Origin of the sequence: Streptomyces nojiriensis, from assembly GCF_017639205.1 — a bacterium.
Taxonomy (GTDB): domain Bacteria; phylum Actinomycetota; class Actinomycetes; order Streptomycetales; family Streptomycetaceae; genus Streptomyces; species Streptomyces nojiriensis.
This window is the reverse complement of the sequence record NZ_CP071139.1, coordinates 3,541,337-3,559,928: the sequence shown is the minus strand read 5'-3', so window position 1 is coordinate 3,559,928 and position 18,592 is coordinate 3,541,337. Positions and strand designations below refer to the sequence as shown.

Genomic DNA, 18,592 nt, shown 5'->3' with positions numbered 1-18,592 from the left:
CCGGTCCGGTCTACTGCGGTACCAGGTGGCGGGTGAACCAGTCGCGGGCCAGGGCGGCCACCTCGTCCAGGGCTCCCGGCTCCTCGAAGAGGTGGGTGGCCCCGGGGACGACTACCAGCCGGTTCTCGCAGCGCAGCTCGCGCTGGGCCCGCCGGTTGAGGTCGAGCACCGTCGAGTCCCGGCCCCCCACGATCAGCAGCGTGGGGGCCCGTACGGCGGCGAGCCGCGCACCGGCCAGGTCCGGCCGGCCGCCGCGGGAGACCACGGCGCCGATCTCAGAGCCCGGCTCCGCGGCCGCCCACAGCGCCGCCGCGGCCCCGGTGCTCGCCCCGAACCAGCCCGTCGGGAGGAGCTCGCGGCGGCGCAGCCAGGCGGTGGCGTCCGCGAGCCGCCCGGCCAGGGTCTCTATGTCGAAGACGTTGGCGCGGTCGACCTCCTCGCCGGGCGTGAGCAGGTCGAGGAGCAGGGTGGCGAGGCCCGCCCGGTTGAGGTCCGCCGCCACCGACCGGTTGCGCGGGCTGTGCCGGCTGCTGCCGGAGCCGTGCGCGAACACCACGACCGCCCCGGCGCCCTCAGGCAGGGCGAGGTCACCGGCCAGGACGAGGCCGCCGGCGTCGATCTCGACCTCGGCGGTCCGGACGGGCGGGCGGCTGACGGGGTCGGCCGCCGCCCGCGCCAGCAGGAAGACGACCTCCTCGTCGGGGGTCTGGGAGAAGTCCTGGTACCACTCGCCGACGGCACGGAAGGCGTGCGGCGTGGCCAGGCACACCACCTCGTCGGCCGCGGAGCCCAGCCGGGCGACCGCGTCCGGCGGGGCCACCGGAACGGCCAGCACCACGCGCGCCGCGCCCTGCGCCCGTACGACCTCGCACGCGGCGGCGGCCGTGGCCCCGGTCGCGATCCCGTCGTCCACGACGATCACGGTCCGGCCGTCCAGGGACACCCGCGGCCGGTCCCCGCGGAACCTCCTGGCCTGGCGGGCGAGCTCCGCCTCCTCGGCGTGCTCGACCGCCTCGATGTCCTGCGGTCCCAGGCGGCTGCCGAGGACGATGTCCTCGCTCAGGACGCGTACGCCGCCCTCGCCGATGGCGCCGAAGCCCAGCTCGCGGTGGTAGGGGACGCCGAGCTTGCGCACCACGATCACATCGAGCGGGGCGCCGAGCGCGCGCGCCACCCGGTAGGCGACCGGGACCCCGCCGCGGGGCAGGCCCAGTACGACGGGATCCTCCCCCTTCAGGTGCCGGAGCGCTTCGGCGAGCCGCTCGCCGGCCTGCGCACGATGGGTGAACAGCACGATGGCTCACCCCCAACCCAGGGGAGACGGAAACCACGTACTCATCTCCTTCGACGCAACCGCATCCCCGGCCTTCTCGCAAGTCGGTCGGGGTGCGGAGGTCAGGACGCGGCCGCGGCGGCCGGGCGGCCGGGTCCCGCCCGAGGAACCGGCGCGAGGTCGATGCCCACGACCGCGCTGCCCCTCCGGCCCGCCCTCGCCGACGATGTACTCGTCGCCGGTCCCGGACAGGAAGCCGATGGCGGCCGGCGGGCATGTCCGTGCCCGCGGCCGCGTGGATCTCCGGCTTGATCTCCACCGCCGACGCGAGGCGGGCGCCCTCGTCGGTGGTGGGACGGTGCGGCCCCCTGCTGACGGCCCGCTGACCGCGCTCCGTGGCCGAAATCGGCGCGGAGCGCGGCGAGATGGGCGCTTCGCGGCAGCTCGTAGCAGCTCGGGCCACCTGCCCGCGGACGAACGCTCCCGGCCCGCCCGCGCCGGCATCCTGGACCACGGCCGCCCACGGCCTGCTCCTCCACCGGGATGCGGTCCCCGCCGGCGCGACCGCAGGGCGGGGCCCAAGTGGTCCCGGACGGAGCGGCGTTGCGGGCGCCGGTCCGGGACCGGGAGAAGATCAGTCCTTACCCTGGCGCTACGAAGCGCTCCCTAGGCTGCTCTGACCTGCACGAAAGCCCTCCGCGGAGGGAGGGCTTCGGGCGATGTGGAAGTGGTGCCCCCGGCAGGACTCGAACCTGCGGCCAAGTGCTTAGAAGAGACTGGCCTTCTCTCCTGCGCAGGTCGCCCTGACCTGCGCTTTTAGGTGAGGAAGTGGCGACTCACGGTTCGGCGTCCCGTGCATCCACCGGACGGGCTGGTTCCGACGAGGTTGAGGGAAGCGCGCTCGTGCGTCGCACCGCATCCCCGGCCGTCCAGCATGCCGACCGGGCCGGCCCCCCGTGCGGCGGGCCCGGGGGGACGAGTTGAACAGCACGATGACTCACCCCCAACCAGGGGAGACGGAAACCACGTACCCGCCTCCTTCGACGCCACAACGAGACCGTCGTGAAGGGGGCGTGACACCTCAACGGCGCTAGGGAGATAGTGGATTCCACTACGGCTAGTCACCTGCGTGTATAGCCTGTCAACCGTGACTGATGTAGATGCGTCTGAGGTGCTGGAAGCTGCCGATTCCACGGGCAGGGGGATCTTTGACGGGTTCTCCGGTTTCGTGACACCTACACCAGACGACTGGAAGCGTGTTCTTAGTAACGGGACGGTCGTCGTAGATACGAACGTCCTCCTGAATCTGTATCGATACAACAACGCCGCGCGAGAGGCTTTTCTGTCGACGTTGGCGAAAATGGGTACACGCCTCTGGGTGCCTAATCAAGTGATGGCCGAGTTTTGGCGTAACCGAGAGAGAGCGCTCGAAGACCCGGCGAAGCAGCTCGAATCGTCAAAGAAAGCGCTCCTTGCGGATCTTAGCAAGGCGGTGGAAAAACTTCGCGCCTGGGCCAATCGAGTATCGCTTGATCGGGCAGAGCTTCGCCGTCTTGAGGGAAATCTATCCCAGGGATTTGATCAGGTCATCGAATCGATGGAGAAGGTGGTTGATAGCAGCGGTCTCGGCATGGAGCGGGATACATCGAAGGATCGCGTAATCTCTGAGCTCGCCATACTGCTTGCAGGGAAGGTGGGTCTCCCCCTTGTGAGGGCAGATTATGATGCCGCGATCATCGAGGGGAAGCGGCGGGTGGAGAAGAAAATTCCGCCAGGCTATATGGATAAAGATAAGGACTCACGCGGCGATGATTCCGAGGCGGGGGACTTCCTGGTTTGGAGTCAGATCAAGTTGGAAGCAAAGCGCCGTGGCGGCGACTTCCTTTTTGTTACTGGCGACTCGAAGGAAGACTGGTGGTGGATTCGTCAGGGCGCGCCGGTCGGTCCTCGCAATGAACTCGCCGAGGAGCTTCGCGACGAAACGTCCGCTCATCTCTACATGCTCAAACCTGAGCGGTTGCTAGTGCTTGCGCGAGACTACCTTGCGGTTCCGGTAACAGAGGACTCTGTCCAGAACGTCGAGATGGTCGATGCGAGATCCGAGGCGGAGGAACGGGTTAGTAATTGGAACTACGTCTTCCTCGGCCAGTTGCTTCGTGCGCTGCGAGCTCAAGCCCCAGTGCAGGAGTCTGCGATAAGGCGAGCTGTTCGGAATGGCGGGTTCGTGAGCCGGGACGAAGTTTACGAGATCGGTGGCTATGAGCCCGGTCGTATGCTCAAGGGGTTCACTCGACCGGTTAGCAGAATCTCGCAGGATGTTTCCTTCGATGCGAATCTATCTGGGTTTGATCAAGATGTCCTGGTTCCAGTCTATGACGAGATGAAGGCTGGTTTTGGCAGGGTCGACGGATTTAGCGTGCACGAAAGCCTGCATGGCCCACTCGAAAAGGCGTGGGAAATCCTCGACCGGGAAGACTAGATTAGTCTATCGGGTCCTGGCGCAGCTGCAGGTGGCTGGGGTGAATGAGGCATTCATGGTCTTCGCGGGTGGTGGATGGGCGTCCTGGGGCGCCCTTGACGGCCCACGCTAATTTCCTCATAGATAGCCGACACGGAGACGGAGTGCATGCACACAACAGCCCGGCGTTAGTCATGGCGCGGGACGGTGGCATTCAGGTGCGTTCGGGCCTCTTGGACGAAGCGAACGAGCACAGCGTCTAGCTTCGCCTGTGCCGCATCAAGCATGTCCGGAACGCTATGCTCCCAGGTTCCGGAATGCCGAAGGATGGCTTCCCGCTCAACCTCAGTGATGATCCCCTCTTCAACGTAGACCTGCAGCAGGGACCGGGCTTGCAGAAACTCTGCTCGCCAGCGCCTACCACCCTCTCCCATCTCCCCTGCCCGCGCGGGCATGTCTTCGCTAGCGAGCAGGTGGACGCGGTCACGCGGTGAGAGGTCCCTGTTGATGGACCGCAATCGGTCGAGGGACTCGATGGCGGGAAACTCGCTGAGGGGACTGTGAAAGTGGCGTGCCCAGAGCTTGTTTGTTGCTCGATAGACGTGGCCGTGATGTTCAAGCAACTGTTTGAAACTAAATGATGCATCCGCGATCTCGCGGGCCGCGGCCAACACCGGTTCGGGTCCTTCCAGCTCTACTGCGGCGAAGGCCGTCTCTACCTGCACGAGAGGTTCACGCAGGTCATGAGCCAAGTGATCGCGGTCCCCCTCGTTGCTGCGCGTGTATTCTGCGCGCCGCACGAAGTCTCGGGTGACGGCTAGAAGGCCGACATACGCAGCCCTCTGGGCGCCTCGGTTCTGCTGCTCAAGGGTGGCCGCGTACTGCGTGGTCGCCGTGGTCTGGGCAGCACGATAGGTAGCGTCCGCCTGAGCGTGACTCCCCTTCGCCTGGATGCGTGCAGCAGAGAGGGTGCCAGCGATGCCTAATGCCACGCCCGCCAGGGTGGCTATCGCGGTGATCAGTTCCGGGGCCATGCTCTGCATCATCGCTTGAGCCGGAGAGGTCGCGCTGTCCTTCGGTAGAACTGACAGGCGTGCATCAAGCTCGGGTCGGTTCCGTCCAGCACGAGCATCAACGAGGGCCTTGCAGGGCAGCCTCCGGACGCCCTGGGCTCGTCGCCCAATAACTCAGACGGGAAGAGAGACAGGCATGGCCGGGTTCTCCGAGCTGGCCCCCGACTACGCTGGCCAGTGCCGGCCGACGAACGGGGAGAGTGCGCTGAGGATGGGACCGAAGTCGACGAGGGTCTACCAGACGATCCGATCGTGGATCGAGACGGGGAAGTATGGCCCCGGCGAGAAGCTCCCCTCCGAGCGAACCATGAGCGCTGAGCTGGAGATCGGCCGTACCGCCCTCCGGCAGGTGCTCGCACGATTGGCGAGCGAGCACCTCATCAAGGCGTACGACCGCAGCTCGTACCGAGTCGTGGGTGGCGAGACCGCACCCACGCCGGCAGAGCTGGAGCCCTGGACGATCCACGGCAGCAGGACGGTCTACGAGAACCGGTGGGTGAACCTCGACCTCGTCGACGTTGAGCCCCCCGGGGTCGAGCGGTTCGAGCACCACGTGGTGCGCCTGCACCACGTGGCGATCACGGCCGTGATCGATGATCAGCAACGCGTCCTGATGATGTGGCGGTACCGCTTCGTCCCGCAGCAGTGGGGATGGGAGCTCCCCGGCGGGATCGTGGACGAAGGCGAGGACGCGGCGACGACGGCGGCACGCGAGACCGAGGAAGAGACCGGTTGGCGTCCGACGAACGTCGAGCACGTCGTGACGTATCAGCCGATGATCGGCATGGTCGATTCGCCTCACGAGATCTTCGTGGCACGGGGCGCGGTGAAGGTGGGTGAACCGACGGACATCGAGGAAGCTGGGCAGATCGCCTGGGTGCCACTCGCGGACATCCCCCGACTCATGGCCGAGGGCAAGCTCATGGGGTCAGGAACCCTGGTCGCCCTGCTGCACGTCCTCGCGTCGCGTGCTACAGCCGCCCCGTAAGTAGCTCCACACGCCGGCGGTGCCGCACGGACCCCGTGCGGTTCGCCAGCAGTCGCGCCTGCTGAAGGTTCGAGCGGGCCTCGTCGAACTCGCCGCGGGCGAGGTGCGCCTGGGTCAGGTCGCTGTGCAGTCCTGCCTTGGCTCGGACGAATGTGGGGTCCGTCGCCTGGAGAGACGCGTACAGGTCACCCATGGCCGAGCTGTCGCCCAGTAGTGCCAGCACGTTTCCCCGCCAGCGCGCCAGGTGGTCCGCGTTCAGGAAGATGCTCAGCATGTCGGAATCACGAGGGTTCACGCCTTCCGGCAGCGCGGACGCCGCCCGGTCCAGCGCATGACGGGCATCGTCGTGCATGCCAGCGGCAGCACACAGCTCGGCTTCGGCCGCGCTCAGCCAAGCCCGAAGGCGAGGCGACTGCCGCTCCGCGTGGGTGAGCTGCGCGTCCCGGATCAGCTCAACCGCCATCTCGGGTCGGCCGGCATCACCCAGGACGTACGCCTGCTCCCCCATGGCGTGGGCCAAGTACTGCGGCGCGTCAGCGTCCTGCGCGGCCCGCTTCGCCAGCTCGTAATGCCGCCACGCGCGCTCCACAGAACCCGCGTCCAACGCCTGCCAGGCCGCCAAGGTCGCCGCCCCTGCCAGGGCCGTTGCGATGGGACGGCGAGTGCCTGGCAGGACCGCGAAGGTGAGCGCGTCCTCCATCGTCGTCAGGTGACCGTTCATCTGGTCGACCAGGCCCGATGCGCCCATCTGCCGATCCATGGTGCGAAGTAGCTCCGTCTGGTCCATGAAGGTGCTCACCATGGAATCGCTGACGCTCCGCGCCGAGTCGATACGACCCAACAGGTCCTCATAGCCGTCTGCTTGCTGGGGGACCGAGCGTGCAGGCTCCCCGCCCAGTTCGGCGTCCGTCACCCCGAGCAGCGGCCGGAGGATCACGGCGTACCGCTCTGTGATGGCCCGTCGGCCGTTCTCCCACTCCGACACGTATGTCTTCAGGCTCGCGCTCGACGCGACGTTCAGCATGTACTGCCGCGCGTAGCGCTCAATCTCGAAGATCAGCCGCTCCTGCGACCATCCCCGCGCGGTACGAACGACTCGTAATCCCTTGCCCACGTGCATCGCCTCCGATGGCCGTGCCACCTGGGGGGCTTAACCAAATCGCCGCAGGTGGGAGCGGGTTAACACCCTTGAGGTTAACCCCTGTTGGCTACCGAGACCCCCTGTCTGAGCCGTTTCCTGAAGACACACCGGAACACACCGGCAAGCCCGGAACGAACCAGGGGCTTGCATCTGGTGCGCACCAGATGCCATGCTTCTGGTGCGCACCAGATGGCCCGAAAGGGCTCAGCTTCGGCGTGCATGTACGACCAGGAGCCCCGCAACGGACGGGGGGAGGGCCCCGGATCCCTTGTCAACCGGAGGGCGAGACCGAAAGGTCACTCGTCTCGCATGCCTAAGACGGGAGCTCGTGTTCCCGAAGGCGAGACACCCTTTCGCACGTCCGACCCCCTGTTGGAGGTTGATGTGTCCCGACGAAGAATCTGGGCGCTGCCCGTGCTGGACCGGCACGGGCGGCTGCCCTTCGCGTCTTCACCTGAGCCGCCGCGATGCGCACCGGGATAGCCGGTGATCCGTGGTTCGGGTTCATCCGCGCAGCGGAATTGCTGCGGCCGGTTGCCTCCCCCGCCCGTCCGGCGCCCTTGCGGCGTCGTACGGGCGGGGTCGAGGAGAGCCGGATTGGTTCCACCCCCGAATGCAGTGCAGCCCCCGGCGTTGGAGCGCCGGGGGCTGCTGTTCGGGTCCCGTTCCTCTCTCGAAGGAGCAAGACCCATGAAGTCCATCGCTGCACTTAAGAACCGTGTTACCCCGTGGTCCGACGAGCTGGAGCCGTCGGCCGCAGAGCTGGACGCGATCGACGTCGAGATGCCGTTGATCCTGGCGAGCGTCGACCTGCTCGACGCGCAGATCATGACGATCGACCGCACGCCCACCGAGGTGGATGAGCGCCGGATCCGCCGGGCCCGTAACCGGGTCCTGGCGGCCCGGCGGGACCTGGCCAACCGCACCGCTGGCACGACGGGTGCGGGGGATGCGGCATGAGCAAGCAGATCTTCGGCGCGCAGATGTCGCTGCGATGCTGCGGCACCACCGCGCCGGAACTGACGGCCGGACCGTGCTGGCAGTTGTACGTGGCCATGACCGGTCTGGTCAGTGAGTGGCCCACCTACACGTGGCCGGCGTCCACGGAGATCCCGACGGTCCGCCAGCGTCGCGACGCGCTGACGGAACTCGGCTATGGGCTCGCCGAGGACGCCGAGTGGGAGTGGGAGGAGTGCACCGGCCCGGACTACCACCCGCACCCGGTGCGGGTGCTCCTCCTGGGCACGGTGAAGGTCCGGCCGCTGGAAGCGGGTGCGGCATGACACACAGCGCCCGCCTGGCGAACTCCTACTTCGGTGAGTGGGAGATCTACATCATCGTCGAGGGCCACGCCGACGACTGGCCCCTCCACTCCTTCGGCCGCACCTCGCCGACCCCCACGCTCGCCGAGCGCACCGCCGCCCTGGCCAGCCTCGGGTACGAGGCCGCGGACGACGCCGCCTGGGAGTGGATCGAGATGGACAACGACCACACGGACGCCGTCGAGTTCCGCGGCTCGTTCGATGTCCGCCCCATCGGGGAGGCGCCGTGAACCGCACCGCCAAACGCGCGCTCGTCCTCGCCTTGGTGGTCGTGGTCGGCATGGCCTTCAGGGTCTCCTGGAACGCCCTGCGCGACATCGCCAAGGCCATCGGCGCGGACGACGCGGCAGCCAACCTCTACCCCTTCGTGGTCGACGGCCTGATGGCCCTGACCCTCGTCGCGACGCTCGTGCTGACCGGCGATGCCCGCCGGTTCGCCTTGCGGGTCCTCGCCGCGTACACGCTCGCCTCACTGGTCCTGAACTACGTCCACGGTCTGGTTCCCGCCCTCCACAGCGAGACGGTCGACTGGGGTCGACTGGCCGACTGGGATCCCGCGAACTGGGCGCTCGTGCTGCTGGCGACGTCGCTTCCGGTCGGGTCGATCTACTTCGGCTCCGACCTCGTCGCCGAGGTCCTTCACCACCGACCCGCGATCGAACCGGACAAGCAAGAATCCATCCACACTCCCGCATATCGGTCCACCCCTGAGCAGGGCGAACCCCCCGCCGAGCAGCCCGAGCCGCAGGAGGAGGTGGACTCTTCCACCGTCGCACCGATCGAGACGATCGAGGCCCGACCGCAGCTCGCGGTGGCCGCGGAGGTGACGCGTCCTCGTCGGGCGACCGGTCGAGTCCCTGCCGCCGCCCGATCGACCCGACCGACCCGGACGGAAGTCGAGCTGCTCGCGGAGGCGCGGAGCCTGACGGAGTCGTGGCCGATCGAGAAGCTGACCGGTGAGGGGATCCGCAAGGCCCTGCGCACGTCGCCAGCGAAGGCCCGGATCGTGCGGGAGACGTTGAAAGCGGAGCGGGAGCGGGACTCCGCGGCGGCGGTGGCCGGATGAGCCTGCGGATCGGGTCGCTGTGCACCGGCTACGGCGGTCTCGACATGGCCGTCCAGAGCGTCCTGGGCGGGACGCCCGCGTGGGTGTCGGACAACGACCCGGGCGCCGCCCGCATCCTCGCCCACCACTACCCGAACGTTCCGAACCTAGGGGACCTGACCGCCGTCGACTGGCACCAGGTCGAACCCGTCGATGTCGTCTGCGGCGGCTACCCCTGCCAGCCGTTCAGTACCGCCGGCAAGCGCAAGGGAGTCGCCGATGACCGGCACATCTGGCCCCGCATCGCCCGCGCCCTTGGCGTTCTACGACCCCGCTACGCGGTCTTTGAGAACGTCGCAGGGCACCTTTCCCTCGGATTCGACACCGTCCTCGCCGACCTTGCCGCCCTCGGGTTCGATGCACGGTGGGCTTGTGTACGCGCGTCGGACGTCGGCGCGGCCCATCAGCGCAACCGTCTCTTCCTCCTCGCCTGGCCTGCCGACACCCAGGGCCCGGGATGCGAAGGGCCGGGGCTTCCCGGACGGCCTGCCGGCCGTCGCCTCCCTGCTGCCCACCCCCTCGACGTCGGAGGCGGCCGGCCCCGGCCACGCCGCCAGGGGCGGGATGAACCTCCGGCACGTGGTCTCGCTGCTGCCCACGCCGGTGGTCGGCGACTCCAAGGGAGCCCGGCAGGCGACAGCCCGCAATCCGCGCAGCAGTTCACCCACGCTGTCGGACCTGTCGTTCGCGAAGCTGTTGCCGACGCCGAGGGCGACGGACGGCAGCAAGGGCGGGCTGAACCAGCGCGGCAGCAAGGGGGACCTGACGCTCCCCTCGGCGGCCCACCGGATTGGGGCCCCTACGCCCCCGCAATCGCCAGGTGGGAAGGGGTCGCCGGACGCTCCGCTCCCCGGCCAACTGACCCTGTGGGACGACTGAGCCCTCCTTTCGTCGAGTGGCTGATGGGTCTGCCCGCCGGCCACGTCACCGACGTCCCCGGACTCTCCCGCACCGCCCAGCTCAAAGCACTCGGCAACGGCGTCGTCCCCCAACAGGCCACCGCCGCCCTCCACGCCCTCATGAACGCCGACGAAGCGGCCGCGGCCGCCTGATCTCCCCGAAGGGAGACGCTCATGAACCACTTGCCCGAACCCGCCCGCGTCGTCCGGCTCCCTGACGGCACCCACGTCTACGCCGACCAGATGCCCGTCACCTTCCAGAGCGGCCCGCAGGTTGTCCACCAGCACATCCACCAGGCACCACCCGACCGGACCGTTCAGCGCCTGGCGCTCGGTTCCGGGATCGGCGCCGGAGCCGTCGCGGCCGGCGTCTACTTCGGTCCACTGCTCGTCGGGGCGCTCACCGCGATTGCCGCGAACATCGCGATGCTCGCCTTCCTCGCGCTGATCCTCGCGTGGGGTGTCCACACGGTCGTGAAGTCGACCGGCAGCTCCGAGGGCGCCACCGCGGTGAAGAACGCGCGCAGGCTCGCCCGTCGCAGCCGTCGCTGACGGCTGCCCGATCCACCCGCCACGGCGGGTGGTGAGGGGAGCCGGACAGACCGGCCCCGGGAGGAGTTCGGTGATGGCGAAGGAACCGAAGTTCACTGCCAAGGAGACCGCGCAGCTCGGTTGGTACATCGCGCGGATGGCCAAGCGCGGTATCGCGAGCGAGACCGTCTACCAGGGCGACCTGGAGCGCAAGGTCGACCGGATCATCGACGGCGCCCGCGAACGTGAGGCCCGCCAGGCGGCCGAGGCCGCCGCGGCTGCGAAGGCGGCCCGTAAGGCCGCGGCGAAGGCCAAGAACCGCAAGTAGCTGTGCCCCCGGAGCGGCCGTCCCGGCCAAGGAAACCGCGCCGCTCCGGGGCCCTACCCACCCGCCCACAGGCGAGAGCAGGAGTTCACAGCATGACCGATTCCCCGACCACGCACCTGCGGGCCGTCCCGGACGAGGACGTCGAGCCGGTGATCCCGAAGATGGTCGACAACCCGAACTTGCCCGACCCCAAGGTCCGCGACGAGAAGCGCAAGCCGGTCCTGGCCGGGTGGCTGACCAACCGGCGGGACTTCGCGGCCACCGCCCGCCACGCCGCCGCGAACCTCGGCTACGCCACCCTCTTCCACGGCGTCCGGATGCCCGTCTACGCCGGCCGCCTGGCGCTGATGTCGCCGCGGGGCGCTTGCCGGTTCATTTCCTCCACCAACCGGTGGGTGTGGGACCGCGAGGCAGCCCCGCTGCGTGACTTCGCCGTCCGCACCGAGGACGTCGACGAATACATGCGCCTGGCCAGGCTCCGCCAGGGCCGCATCCGGCTGCGCGGACTGGTCACCCTCGTCGCCGCCGTATTCGGCCTCGCCTTCGCCCTGTGGCTGTACGTCCTGGCGCCCGTCTACCTGTACGCGTTCGCCGCCGGCGGGGTCCTCCTGCTGGGCCTGGCCGGGCAGCAGCCCGATGCCCCGGTGATCGGCCCTGCGGTGCTGAAGACCGAGCTGCAGAAGATGACCGGCTCGATCGTCCTGCGCGGTCTGGACAGCATCGGCAACGCAAAGATCTCCGCCGCCATCAAGAAGGGCGGCGACATGAACGGGCTCCGCTTCACCTCGGAGATCGTGAGGGACGGGCCCGGCTACCGCGCCGACCTCGACCTCCCCTACGGCGTGACGCCCGAGGACATCATGGAGGCCCGCAAACCCCTCGCCTCCGGCCTGCGGCGCAAGGTCGGCTGCGTCTGGCCCGCCCCCGACCCGACCGAGCACGAGGGACGGCTGATCCTGTGGGTCGGGGACAAGCCGATGAACGAGACCACCAAACCCGCCTGGCCGCTCCTGAAGACCGGGCAGGTCGACCTGTTCAAGCCCGTCGTGTTCGGCAACGACCAGCGCATGCGGGACGTCTCCGTGACCCTCATGTTTGCCGCGGTCGTCGTCGGCTCCATCCCCCGCATGGGCAAGACGTTCCTCATGCGGCTGCTCCTGCTCATCGCTGCCCTCGACCCCCGCGCCCAGCTCTACGCGTTCGACTTCAAGGGCACCGGCGACTTCTCCGCCTTGGAGCCGGTCTGCCACCGCTACCGGGCCGGCGAAGAGGACGAGGACATCGAGTACGTCGTCCACGCTCTGCGCGAGCTGAAGGACGAGCTCCGCCGCCGGGCGAAGGTCATCAAGTCCCTGCCCCGCTCGCGGTGCCCGGAGTCGAAGGTGACCCCCGAGCTGGCCAGTGACAAGTCGCTGGGGCTGCATCCGATCGTCGTCGGGCTGGACGAGTGCCAGGTGCCCTTCGAGCACGAGAAGTACGGCCAGGAGATCGAGGACATCTGCACCGACATCACCAAACGCGGCCCCGCCCTCGGCATCGTCGGCATGTTCGGCACCCAGCGCCCCGACGCCAAGTCCCTGCCCACCGGGATCAGCGCGAACGCGGTCCTGCGGTTCGCACTGAAGGTGATGGGGCAGCCCGCCAACGACATGATCCTGGGCACCTCGATGTACAAGGCCGGGTATCGGGCCACGATGTTCTCCCGCTCCGACCGCGGTATCTGCTGGATGGCCGGCGAGGGAGACGACCCGCGAATCGTCGCCTCCGCGTTCGTGGACGCGGTCGCCGCCGAACAGGTCGTCGCCCGCGCCCGCAAGATGCGTGACGAGTACGGCAACGTCACCGGCCACGCCATCGGCAAGGACCCCGAGACCACAGCCGGCGTCGACATCCTCGCCGACGTCCTAGGGGTCATTCCGACCGACGAGGACGCGGTGTGGTGCGAGCGGATCGCCGCCCGACTCACCGGCCTCCGGCCCGACGCGTACGCGGGGTGGAAGGGCGAGAACGTCACCGCCGCCCTCAAGCCGTGGGGCATCAAGCCCGGCCAGGTCTGGGGCCAGACCGACGAGGGCGAGGGCAAGAACCGGCGCGGTATCAAGCGCGCCGACATCACCGCTGCCATCACCCGCCGTGACGCCGATCGGGCCGCCGCCTGACCCTCGAACCGGTGCTAGACCTAGCAGGCGCCGCTGCTAGGTCTAGCACCCCCGCTAGCAGCCCATAAGGCCCCTGACCAGGGAACTAGCGTCTAGCGGCCCACCTGCGAAAAGCCCCGGAAACCGCCCCAGCCATGGGAAGAGACCCGCATGCTCATCGCTAGCACCGCCCTCATCCTCGTCACCGTCGCCGGTTACACCCTGTTATGCATGGCCAGCCCGTTCGGGACCTGCCGCAAGTGCGACGGTGCCGGAGCCAAGCTCACCGTCAACCGTGCCGGGAAGCTCAAGCGGGTCAAGCCCTGCCGCCGCTGCAAGGGCCAGGGCAAGCGCCTGCGCGTCGGACGCCGCCTGCACAACCACAGCCGTGAGGTCCACCGCGCCGGCAGCCGCTGACCCCGGACAGCAAGGCCGGTGGCCGCACGCCATAAGGCGGACCCCGCTCGGCAGGGCGAGCTAGGCGGACACGGCCACCGGCAAGACCCCGAGCTTGTCAGCACCCGAAGCACGCGCAGCCTCCCAGCACACCCCGAGCACCGTCAAAGGAGATTCCGGCATGGCCATCACCGTCTCACTCGTCGCGCTCTTCGGACTCGTCCTGTACTTCCTCCTGCGCTCCCACAGCCTCAGCGCGGGGAGCGCGTTCGTCGCCGCCGGCTTCGGGTTCTTCCTCGCCTCGACCGGCGCCGCGGGCCCCATCAACGAGATGGCCACCGCCATCGTCCACGCCATCCCCAACCTCTAGGGATCACTGACCCGCTCGCTCCACACGCACAGCAAAGGGCGGCCCCCGTCTCGCCAAAGTCCGGGGCCGCCCCATCCAGCACTCAAGAACTGGAGAGACCAGCATGACCCACCCGACCGACTTCCCGCGAGACCCCAACCGGCCTGCCTTACCCACTCAACTACGAACCGCGCTCTGGCTCGCCGGGCTGGGGCTGCCCGTTCTGCCGTTGCGGGAGGGCAAGCTGCCCTTCGGGAACTGCTCCGCCTGCACCAGCAGCAAAGGCGTCGGGCCCTGCCGATGCGGCGACCGCCCGAACATGAAGTTTGCCGGGCCCTGCCACTGCCCCGCCCCCTGCCACGGCTGGGCGGCCGCCGCCACCGACCCCGACATCCTCACCGGCCCGGCCTGGGCGACCGCCTGGCGCCAGGCGGTCGCCCTCGCCTACCACCCCGGCGGGGCTCACCTCACCGTCGTGGACCTCGACAACCCCGATGCCGTGGCCTGGGCCCGCGAGCACCTCCCCGCGACCAAGGTCGTGGCGACGACCCGCGGGGAGCACTGGATCTACCGGGGTGCCATGCAGTCCGCCAACAAGGTCCGGCCCGGCGTGGACATCAAATCCACCATGTCCTACGCCCGCTGGTACGGCCCCGGCACCGGCCCCATCACGGCCCTGCCGGACGTCGTCCGGGCCCTGGTCGTGAGGGAAGAGTCCACTCGGTCCCTTCGCGGGGAGGTGGACTCTTCCTCCCCGGCCCGCGCCACCTGGGACCGTTCGGTCGCCACCGGATGCCGCCACAACGACACCTTCGTCCGGACCGGCCTCACCCGGGGCCTCGCCAGGATCGCCGCCTGCCCCGAGCAGGGCGCCGGCAGCACCGCCTACGGGGTCGCCCGCTTCCTCGCCAACCAGCACACCCGATGCCCCGGGCCCTGCGGACTGGAGGTCCTCGGAGACCAGATCATCGACGCGGCCGTCGGCGTCGGCGTGCCCGAGGCGTACGCCGAACGCGCGGTCACGCGTGGCTTCGAGGCCGCGGCGGTGAGGGCATCGTGACCACCGGCCCCCGCTCCGCCGAACCGACCCCCACCACCGGCGGGAGTGGCGCGCCAAAGGTCGTCGCCGAAGGCGTCCCCTCTGCCCTTTGCTCTGACCCGCGCTGGGACGACGGGCGCCGACCAGTCGCCTGGCTCCACATCGTCGCCCCCGGACGCGGTGTGACCCCGTCCGTCCGGTCCTGGTGCGCATGCGGGCGGGACCTGTTCGCCGCCGGACAGCGGAGGGCACTCGCACTGATCGCCGACCACGAGCAGCACCGCACCACCTGCCCCCACATCACGCCCGTCCAGGAAGGGAGGAAGGCCGCATGAGCCTCGCCGAGGAGCTGCCCGCTCCGTCCAACCCGATGGCCGTCGCACGCCGGATCCTGCCCGGCTGGCAGGACGAGCAGGAGCGCCTGCTGTGCCGGCGGTGGCGGGGAGCGTGGATGCGCTGGACCGGAACTTGCTGGCGCGAGTTCGAGGAACAGCAGATGCGCGCCACCCTCTACAAGCAGTTGGAGCACGCCACCTACGTCGCCGGCCTCGACAAGGACGGTCTGCCGGAGGTCAAGGACTGGGCGCCCACCCGCACCAAGCTGAGCAATCTCCTGGACGCCCTCACGGCCGTCACCCTCTTGCCCTCGGAGGTGGACGCGCCCTCGTGGATCGAGCGGGAGGAAACCGCGGGGGACCGTAGCCCGATCGTGGCGTGCGAGAACGGGCTGCTGCGGATTCGAGACCGGGCGCTCCTGCCCCACACGCCGGGGTTCTTCAACCTCGTGTCCGTGCCGTTCGCCTACGACAAGGGGGCCACGGCACCGGCCTGGGAGAAGTTCCTGCACCAGCTCTGGCCCGACGACCCCAGCGCCATCCAGGCATTGCAGGAGTGGTTCGGCTACGTCCTCTCCGGCCGCACCGACCAACAGAAGATCCTGCTCATGAAGGGACCCACCCGATCTGGGAAAGGAACCATCACCCGGATCCTGACCGAGTTCGTCGGCAAGAAGAACATCGCCGGCCCCACCCTCGCCAGCCTCGGCACCAACTTCGGACTGTCCTCACTGGTCGACAAGCCCTTGGCAGTCATTTCCGACGCCCGCCTGACCGGCAACGAGGGAGGTCAGGTGGTGGAGCGGCTCCTCACGATCTCCGGCGAGGACACCATCGACATCGACCGCAAGTACCGCGACCTGTGGACCGGGAAGCTGCCCACCCGGTTGATGATCCTCACCAACGAACTCCCCAGCTTCGGCGACAGCAGCGGTGTGATCGCCCGCCGGTTCATCGTCCTCAACATGACCGTTTCCTGGCTCGGCAAGGAAGACACCACCCTCGACGAGTCCCTCAAGCGGGAGATGCCCGGAATCCTGAACTGGGCCCTTGGTGGCCTCGCCCGTCTCCAGGAGACCGGCCGGATCACCCAACCCGCCTCCTCCCGGGAGGCGATCACGATCATGCAGGACACTGCGTCACCCACCAGCGCGTTCGTCCGCGAACGCTGCGCCACCGGGCCCGACTGCGCCGTGCCCGTGGACGCACTGTGGAACGTCTGGCGCGAATGGGCCGAGGACAACGGCGTACGCGCCGGAACGAAGCAGGTCTTCGGCCGCAACCTCCAGTCCGTCGTTCCTCAGCTCCACCGGGAACGCCCCCGCGACGAGTACGGCCGGCAGGTGCCGACCTACACCGGGATCACGCTCAACCAGTCCGATCCACATTCCCCTGAGTCGCGACTCAAGCGACTCAACCCCGCTCAGACCGCCCTCTAAGCCGCTCTGAGTCGCTTGAGTCGCGACTCAACGCAATGTGAACCCAACTGGATCCGACGAGCCTCGGCGCCGCTAGTCCGCCTTCCGAAGCTCAGTTAACCCCCATCCCATCCTCAGCAGGGCACGGCCGGTACTTCTCGGCCGTGCCCTGCTGCCGGTTCAAAGGAACCCACATGGCCACGCACACCAGCAGGCGGGGGATGCTCAAGGTCCCGGAGGTCTGCGACGAACTCGGGATCTCGCGATCCACCTTCTACGAGTGGCGGCTGAAGCAGCGCGCCCCCCGCTGCATCAAGCTCCCCAACGGCGAACTGCGCGTACGCCGAGGCGACCTGGACATCTGGTTGAACGATCGCGAGGACGCCGCCTGATGGACACGACGTACGAAGTCAAGATCTGGAAGATCGGATCGCGTAAGCAGGCCAAGGGCACCACGTATACGGTTCGATGGTTCCTGGGAGGACGCGAATGGCGAGCTCCGTTCGCAACGCGGGCGTTGGCTGACGCCTTCCGCTCCGAGCTGGTCAGCGCCACCCGCCGCGGTGAAGCCTTCAGCGTGTCGACAGGGCGGCCGCTCTCGCACGCTTCAGGTGCAAGCTCTGTCAGCTGGTACGAGTTCGCCGTGAAGTTCGCGGATTTCCAGTGGCACCGGACGAGCGGGAACAGCCGTAAGACGACGTCCAAGGTCTTGATGGCCGCCACCGGGGCGCTCCTGCGTAGTCCCGTGCCCAGCACGTACGACCCGGTGGTCGTGCGCACCGCGCTGCGGGAGTTCGCCTTCAACACCCGTCGGCGGAACGAAGCTCCTCCCGAAGTTCTCTCCATCCTCAAGTGGGTCGAGCGCAACTGCCTGTCCATGGCCGCTTGGGAGGACTCTGCTCGGGTGGACGCGGTCTTGCGGGCGGTGTCCAGTCGGCTCGATGGCTCCGATACAGCGGCCAGCACCGTCAAGCGCAATCGGCGCGTGCTGAACGTGATGCTGGAGCACGCCGTGAAACAGGACGTGCTGAGGTCGAACACCTTGCCGAAGGGGCGAGGGGCGGCACCGAAGACGTCCATCGCCGTCGATAAGCGCTCTCTGATCAATCTCCGCCAAGCGGCCGGCCTGCTCGGCTGGGTTCGCCGACGTCCTCGTGGTGGACCTCGCCTCCATGCCTTCTTCGCCGCGATGTACTACGCCGGTCCGAGGCCGGAAGAGGTGGTGGCCATGTACGTCATGGACGTCCGGCTTCCTCCGGAGGGGGCCGCCGACCAGTGGGGCGAGCTGCTGATCCACACTGCGCAACCCGAAGTGGGCAAGCACTGGACGAACGACGGCGCGATCCACGAAGAGAGAGGGCTGAAGGGCAGGGCCAAGGACGACATGCGAACGGTTCCGTGCCGGCCCGCGTTGACCAAGATCCTCCGAGAGCACATCGAGCGGGATGAGCTGAAGCCGGGAGACCTGCTCTTTCCGGGTGAGAAGGGGGAGATGCTCGCCGGGTCCGTCATCCGGCGGGCATGGCGTTCCGCTCGCCAGGAGACCCTCACCCCGGAGGAGATCGCGTCACCCCTGGGGAAGCGTGTCTACGACCTGCGCCACACGTGCCTGACGAACTGGCTCAACGACGGCGTTCCGCCGGCGCAGGTGGCGGAATGGGCAGGTAATAGCGTCCCGGTCCTGCTGGCCGTCTACGCCCGGTGCATCGTTGGTCATCTAGGGGACCTGAAGAAGCGCATCGAGGCAGGGGGAGACCTCCCCGAGGTCTGAGGTCCCTTGCCCGAGAACGCCACCGCGT

General features: G+C 68.5%; 20 protein-coding genes and 1 pseudogene. 18 read left to right on the top strand and 3 right to left on the bottom strand.

Annotated features, from left to right (window positions below; all coding sequences use genetic code 11):
• Positions 1–10: 10 nt before the first annotated feature.
• Positions 11–1,294: a phosphoribosyltransferase family protein gene (locus JYK04_RS16570; protein WP_189737091.1), complete on the bottom strand. Its 1,284-nt coding sequence runs from the start codon at positions 1,292–1,294 to the stop codon at positions 11–13.
• A 1,126-nt stretch (positions 1,295–2,420) separates the two neighbouring features.
• Here JYK04_RS16570 and JYK04_RS16565 point away from each other — a divergent pair.
• Positions 2,421–3,752, top strand: a complete 1,332-nt coding sequence (locus JYK04_RS16565; RefSeq protein WP_189737089.1) for a PIN-like domain-containing protein — start codon at positions 2,421–2,423, stop codon at positions 3,750–3,752.
• Between the two features lie 167 nt (positions 3,753–3,919).
• On the opposite strand, the gene JYK04_RS16560 is transcribed toward JYK04_RS16565, so the two are convergent.
• Positions 3,920–4,765, bottom strand: coding sequence for a hypothetical protein (locus JYK04_RS16560; protein WP_189737087.1), 846 nt, complete (start codon positions 4,763–4,765; stop codon positions 3,920–3,922).
• Between the two features lie 250 nt (positions 4,766–5,015).
• On the opposite strand from JYK04_RS16560, the gene JYK04_RS16555 reads away from it, so the two are divergent.
• Positions 5,016–5,792 (top strand): NUDIX domain-containing protein, encoded by a 777-nt coding sequence (locus JYK04_RS16555; protein WP_189737506.1) that lies wholly within the window; start codon positions 5,016–5,018, stop codon positions 5,790–5,792.
• Here the strand turns inward: JYK04_RS16555 and JYK04_RS16550 are convergent.
• On the bottom strand, positions 5,776–6,906 hold the full coding sequence (locus JYK04_RS16550) for a helix-turn-helix domain-containing protein (RefSeq protein WP_189737085.1): 1,131 nt from the start codon (positions 6,904–6,906) through the stop codon (positions 5,776–5,778). The two genes, JYK04_RS16555 and JYK04_RS16550, sit on opposite strands and share 17 nt — an antisense overlap.
• Before the next feature lie 717 nt (positions 6,907–7,623).
• Between JYK04_RS16550 and JYK04_RS16545 the strand changes: the two genes are divergently transcribed.
• The 16 genes and pseudogenes from JYK04_RS16545 to JYK04_RS16480 all read left to right on the top strand — a co-directional run bounded on the left by JYK04_RS16545 (position 7,624) and on the right by JYK04_RS16480 (position 18,564).
• Positions 7,624–7,893 (top strand): DUF6284 family protein, encoded by a 270-nt coding sequence (locus tag JYK04_RS16545; RefSeq protein ID WP_189737083.1) that lies wholly within the window; start codon positions 7,624–7,626, stop codon positions 7,891–7,893.
• Positions 7,890–8,216 carry a DUF6303 family protein gene (locus tag JYK04_RS16540; RefSeq protein WP_189737081.1) on the top strand — a complete coding sequence of 109 codons (327 nt, stop codon included), beginning with the start codon at positions 7,890–7,892 and terminating at the stop codon, positions 8,214–8,216. Before JYK04_RS16545 ends, JYK04_RS16540 begins: the two co-directional genes overlap by 4 nt.
• Complete coding sequence (locus JYK04_RS16535; RefSeq protein WP_189737079.1) at positions 8,213–8,485, top strand: DUF6303 family protein; 273 nt, start codon at positions 8,213–8,215, stop codon at positions 8,483–8,485. Before JYK04_RS16540 ends, JYK04_RS16535 begins: the two co-directional genes overlap by 4 nt.
• Entirely contained in the window at positions 8,482–9,321 is an 840-nt protein-coding gene (locus JYK04_RS16530; RefSeq protein WP_189737077.1) for a DUF2637 domain-containing protein, read from the top strand. Before JYK04_RS16535 ends, JYK04_RS16530 begins: the two co-directional genes overlap by 4 nt.
• Positions 9,318–9,740, top strand: a pseudogene (locus JYK04_RS41215) (DNA cytosine methyltransferase); the annotation flags it as partial. The gene JYK04_RS16530 and the pseudogene JYK04_RS41215, both read left to right, overlap by 4 nt.
• A 184-nt stretch (positions 9,741–9,924) precedes the next feature.
• Entirely contained in the window at positions 9,925–10,239 is a 315-nt protein-coding gene (locus JYK04_RS41210) for a hypothetical protein (protein ID WP_229875305.1), read from the top strand.
• On the top strand, positions 10,227–10,412 hold the full coding sequence (locus JYK04_RS41205) for a hypothetical protein (protein ID WP_229875303.1): 186 nt from the start codon (positions 10,227–10,229) through the stop codon (positions 10,410–10,412). Before JYK04_RS41210 ends, JYK04_RS41205 begins: the two co-directional genes overlap by 13 nt.
• A 21-nt stretch (positions 10,413–10,433) precedes the next feature.
• The gene (locus tag JYK04_RS16520) at positions 10,434–10,811 is read left to right on the top strand and encodes a DUF6251 family protein (RefSeq protein ID WP_189737072.1); all 378 of its coding nucleotides are present in this window, start codon (positions 10,434–10,436) and stop codon (positions 10,809–10,811) included.
• A 73-nt stretch (positions 10,812–10,884) separates the two neighbouring features.
• A complete protein-coding gene (locus JYK04_RS16515; protein WP_189737071.1) occupies positions 10,885–11,118 on the top strand; it encodes a DUF6257 family protein in 234 nt (77 codons plus the stop codon).
• Between the two features lie 92 nt (positions 11,119–11,210).
• On the top strand, positions 11,211–13,277 hold the full coding sequence (locus tag JYK04_RS16510; protein WP_189737069.1) for an FtsK/SpoIIIE domain-containing protein: 2,067 nt from the start codon (positions 11,211–11,213) through the stop codon (positions 13,275–13,277).
• A gap of 210 nt (positions 13,278–13,487) precedes the next feature.
• Positions 13,488–13,673: a hypothetical protein gene (locus JYK04_RS16505; RefSeq protein ID WP_308431034.1), complete on the top strand. Its 186-nt coding sequence runs from the start codon at positions 13,488–13,490 to the stop codon at positions 13,671–13,673.
• 160 nt (positions 13,674–13,833) lie between these two features.
• The gene (locus tag JYK04_RS16500) at positions 13,834–14,022 is read left to right on the top strand and encodes a hypothetical protein (RefSeq protein WP_189737065.1); all 189 of its coding nucleotides are present in this window, start codon (positions 13,834–13,836) and stop codon (positions 14,020–14,022) included.
• Between the two features lie 103 nt (positions 14,023–14,125).
• Positions 14,126–15,061, top strand: coding sequence for a bifunctional DNA primase/polymerase (locus JYK04_RS16495; protein WP_189737063.1), 936 nt, complete (start codon positions 14,126–14,128; stop codon positions 15,059–15,061).
• A 310-nt stretch (positions 15,062–15,371) separates the two neighbouring features.
• A complete protein-coding gene (locus JYK04_RS16490; RefSeq protein WP_189737060.1) occupies positions 15,372–16,814 on the top strand; it encodes a DNA primase family protein in 1,443 nt (480 codons plus the stop codon).
• Between the two features lie 173 nt (positions 16,815–16,987).
• Complete coding sequence (locus JYK04_RS16485; RefSeq protein WP_189737058.1) at positions 16,988–17,185, top strand: helix-turn-helix transcriptional regulator; 198 nt, start codon at positions 16,988–16,990, stop codon at positions 17,183–17,185.
• Positions 17,185–18,564 (top strand): tyrosine-type recombinase/integrase, encoded by a 1,380-nt coding sequence (locus JYK04_RS16480; RefSeq protein ID WP_189737056.1) that lies wholly within the window; start codon positions 17,185–17,187, stop codon positions 18,562–18,564. The genes JYK04_RS16485 and JYK04_RS16480 overlap by 1 nt, the downstream gene beginning before the upstream one ends.
• Positions 18,565–18,592: the final 28 nt, after the last annotated feature.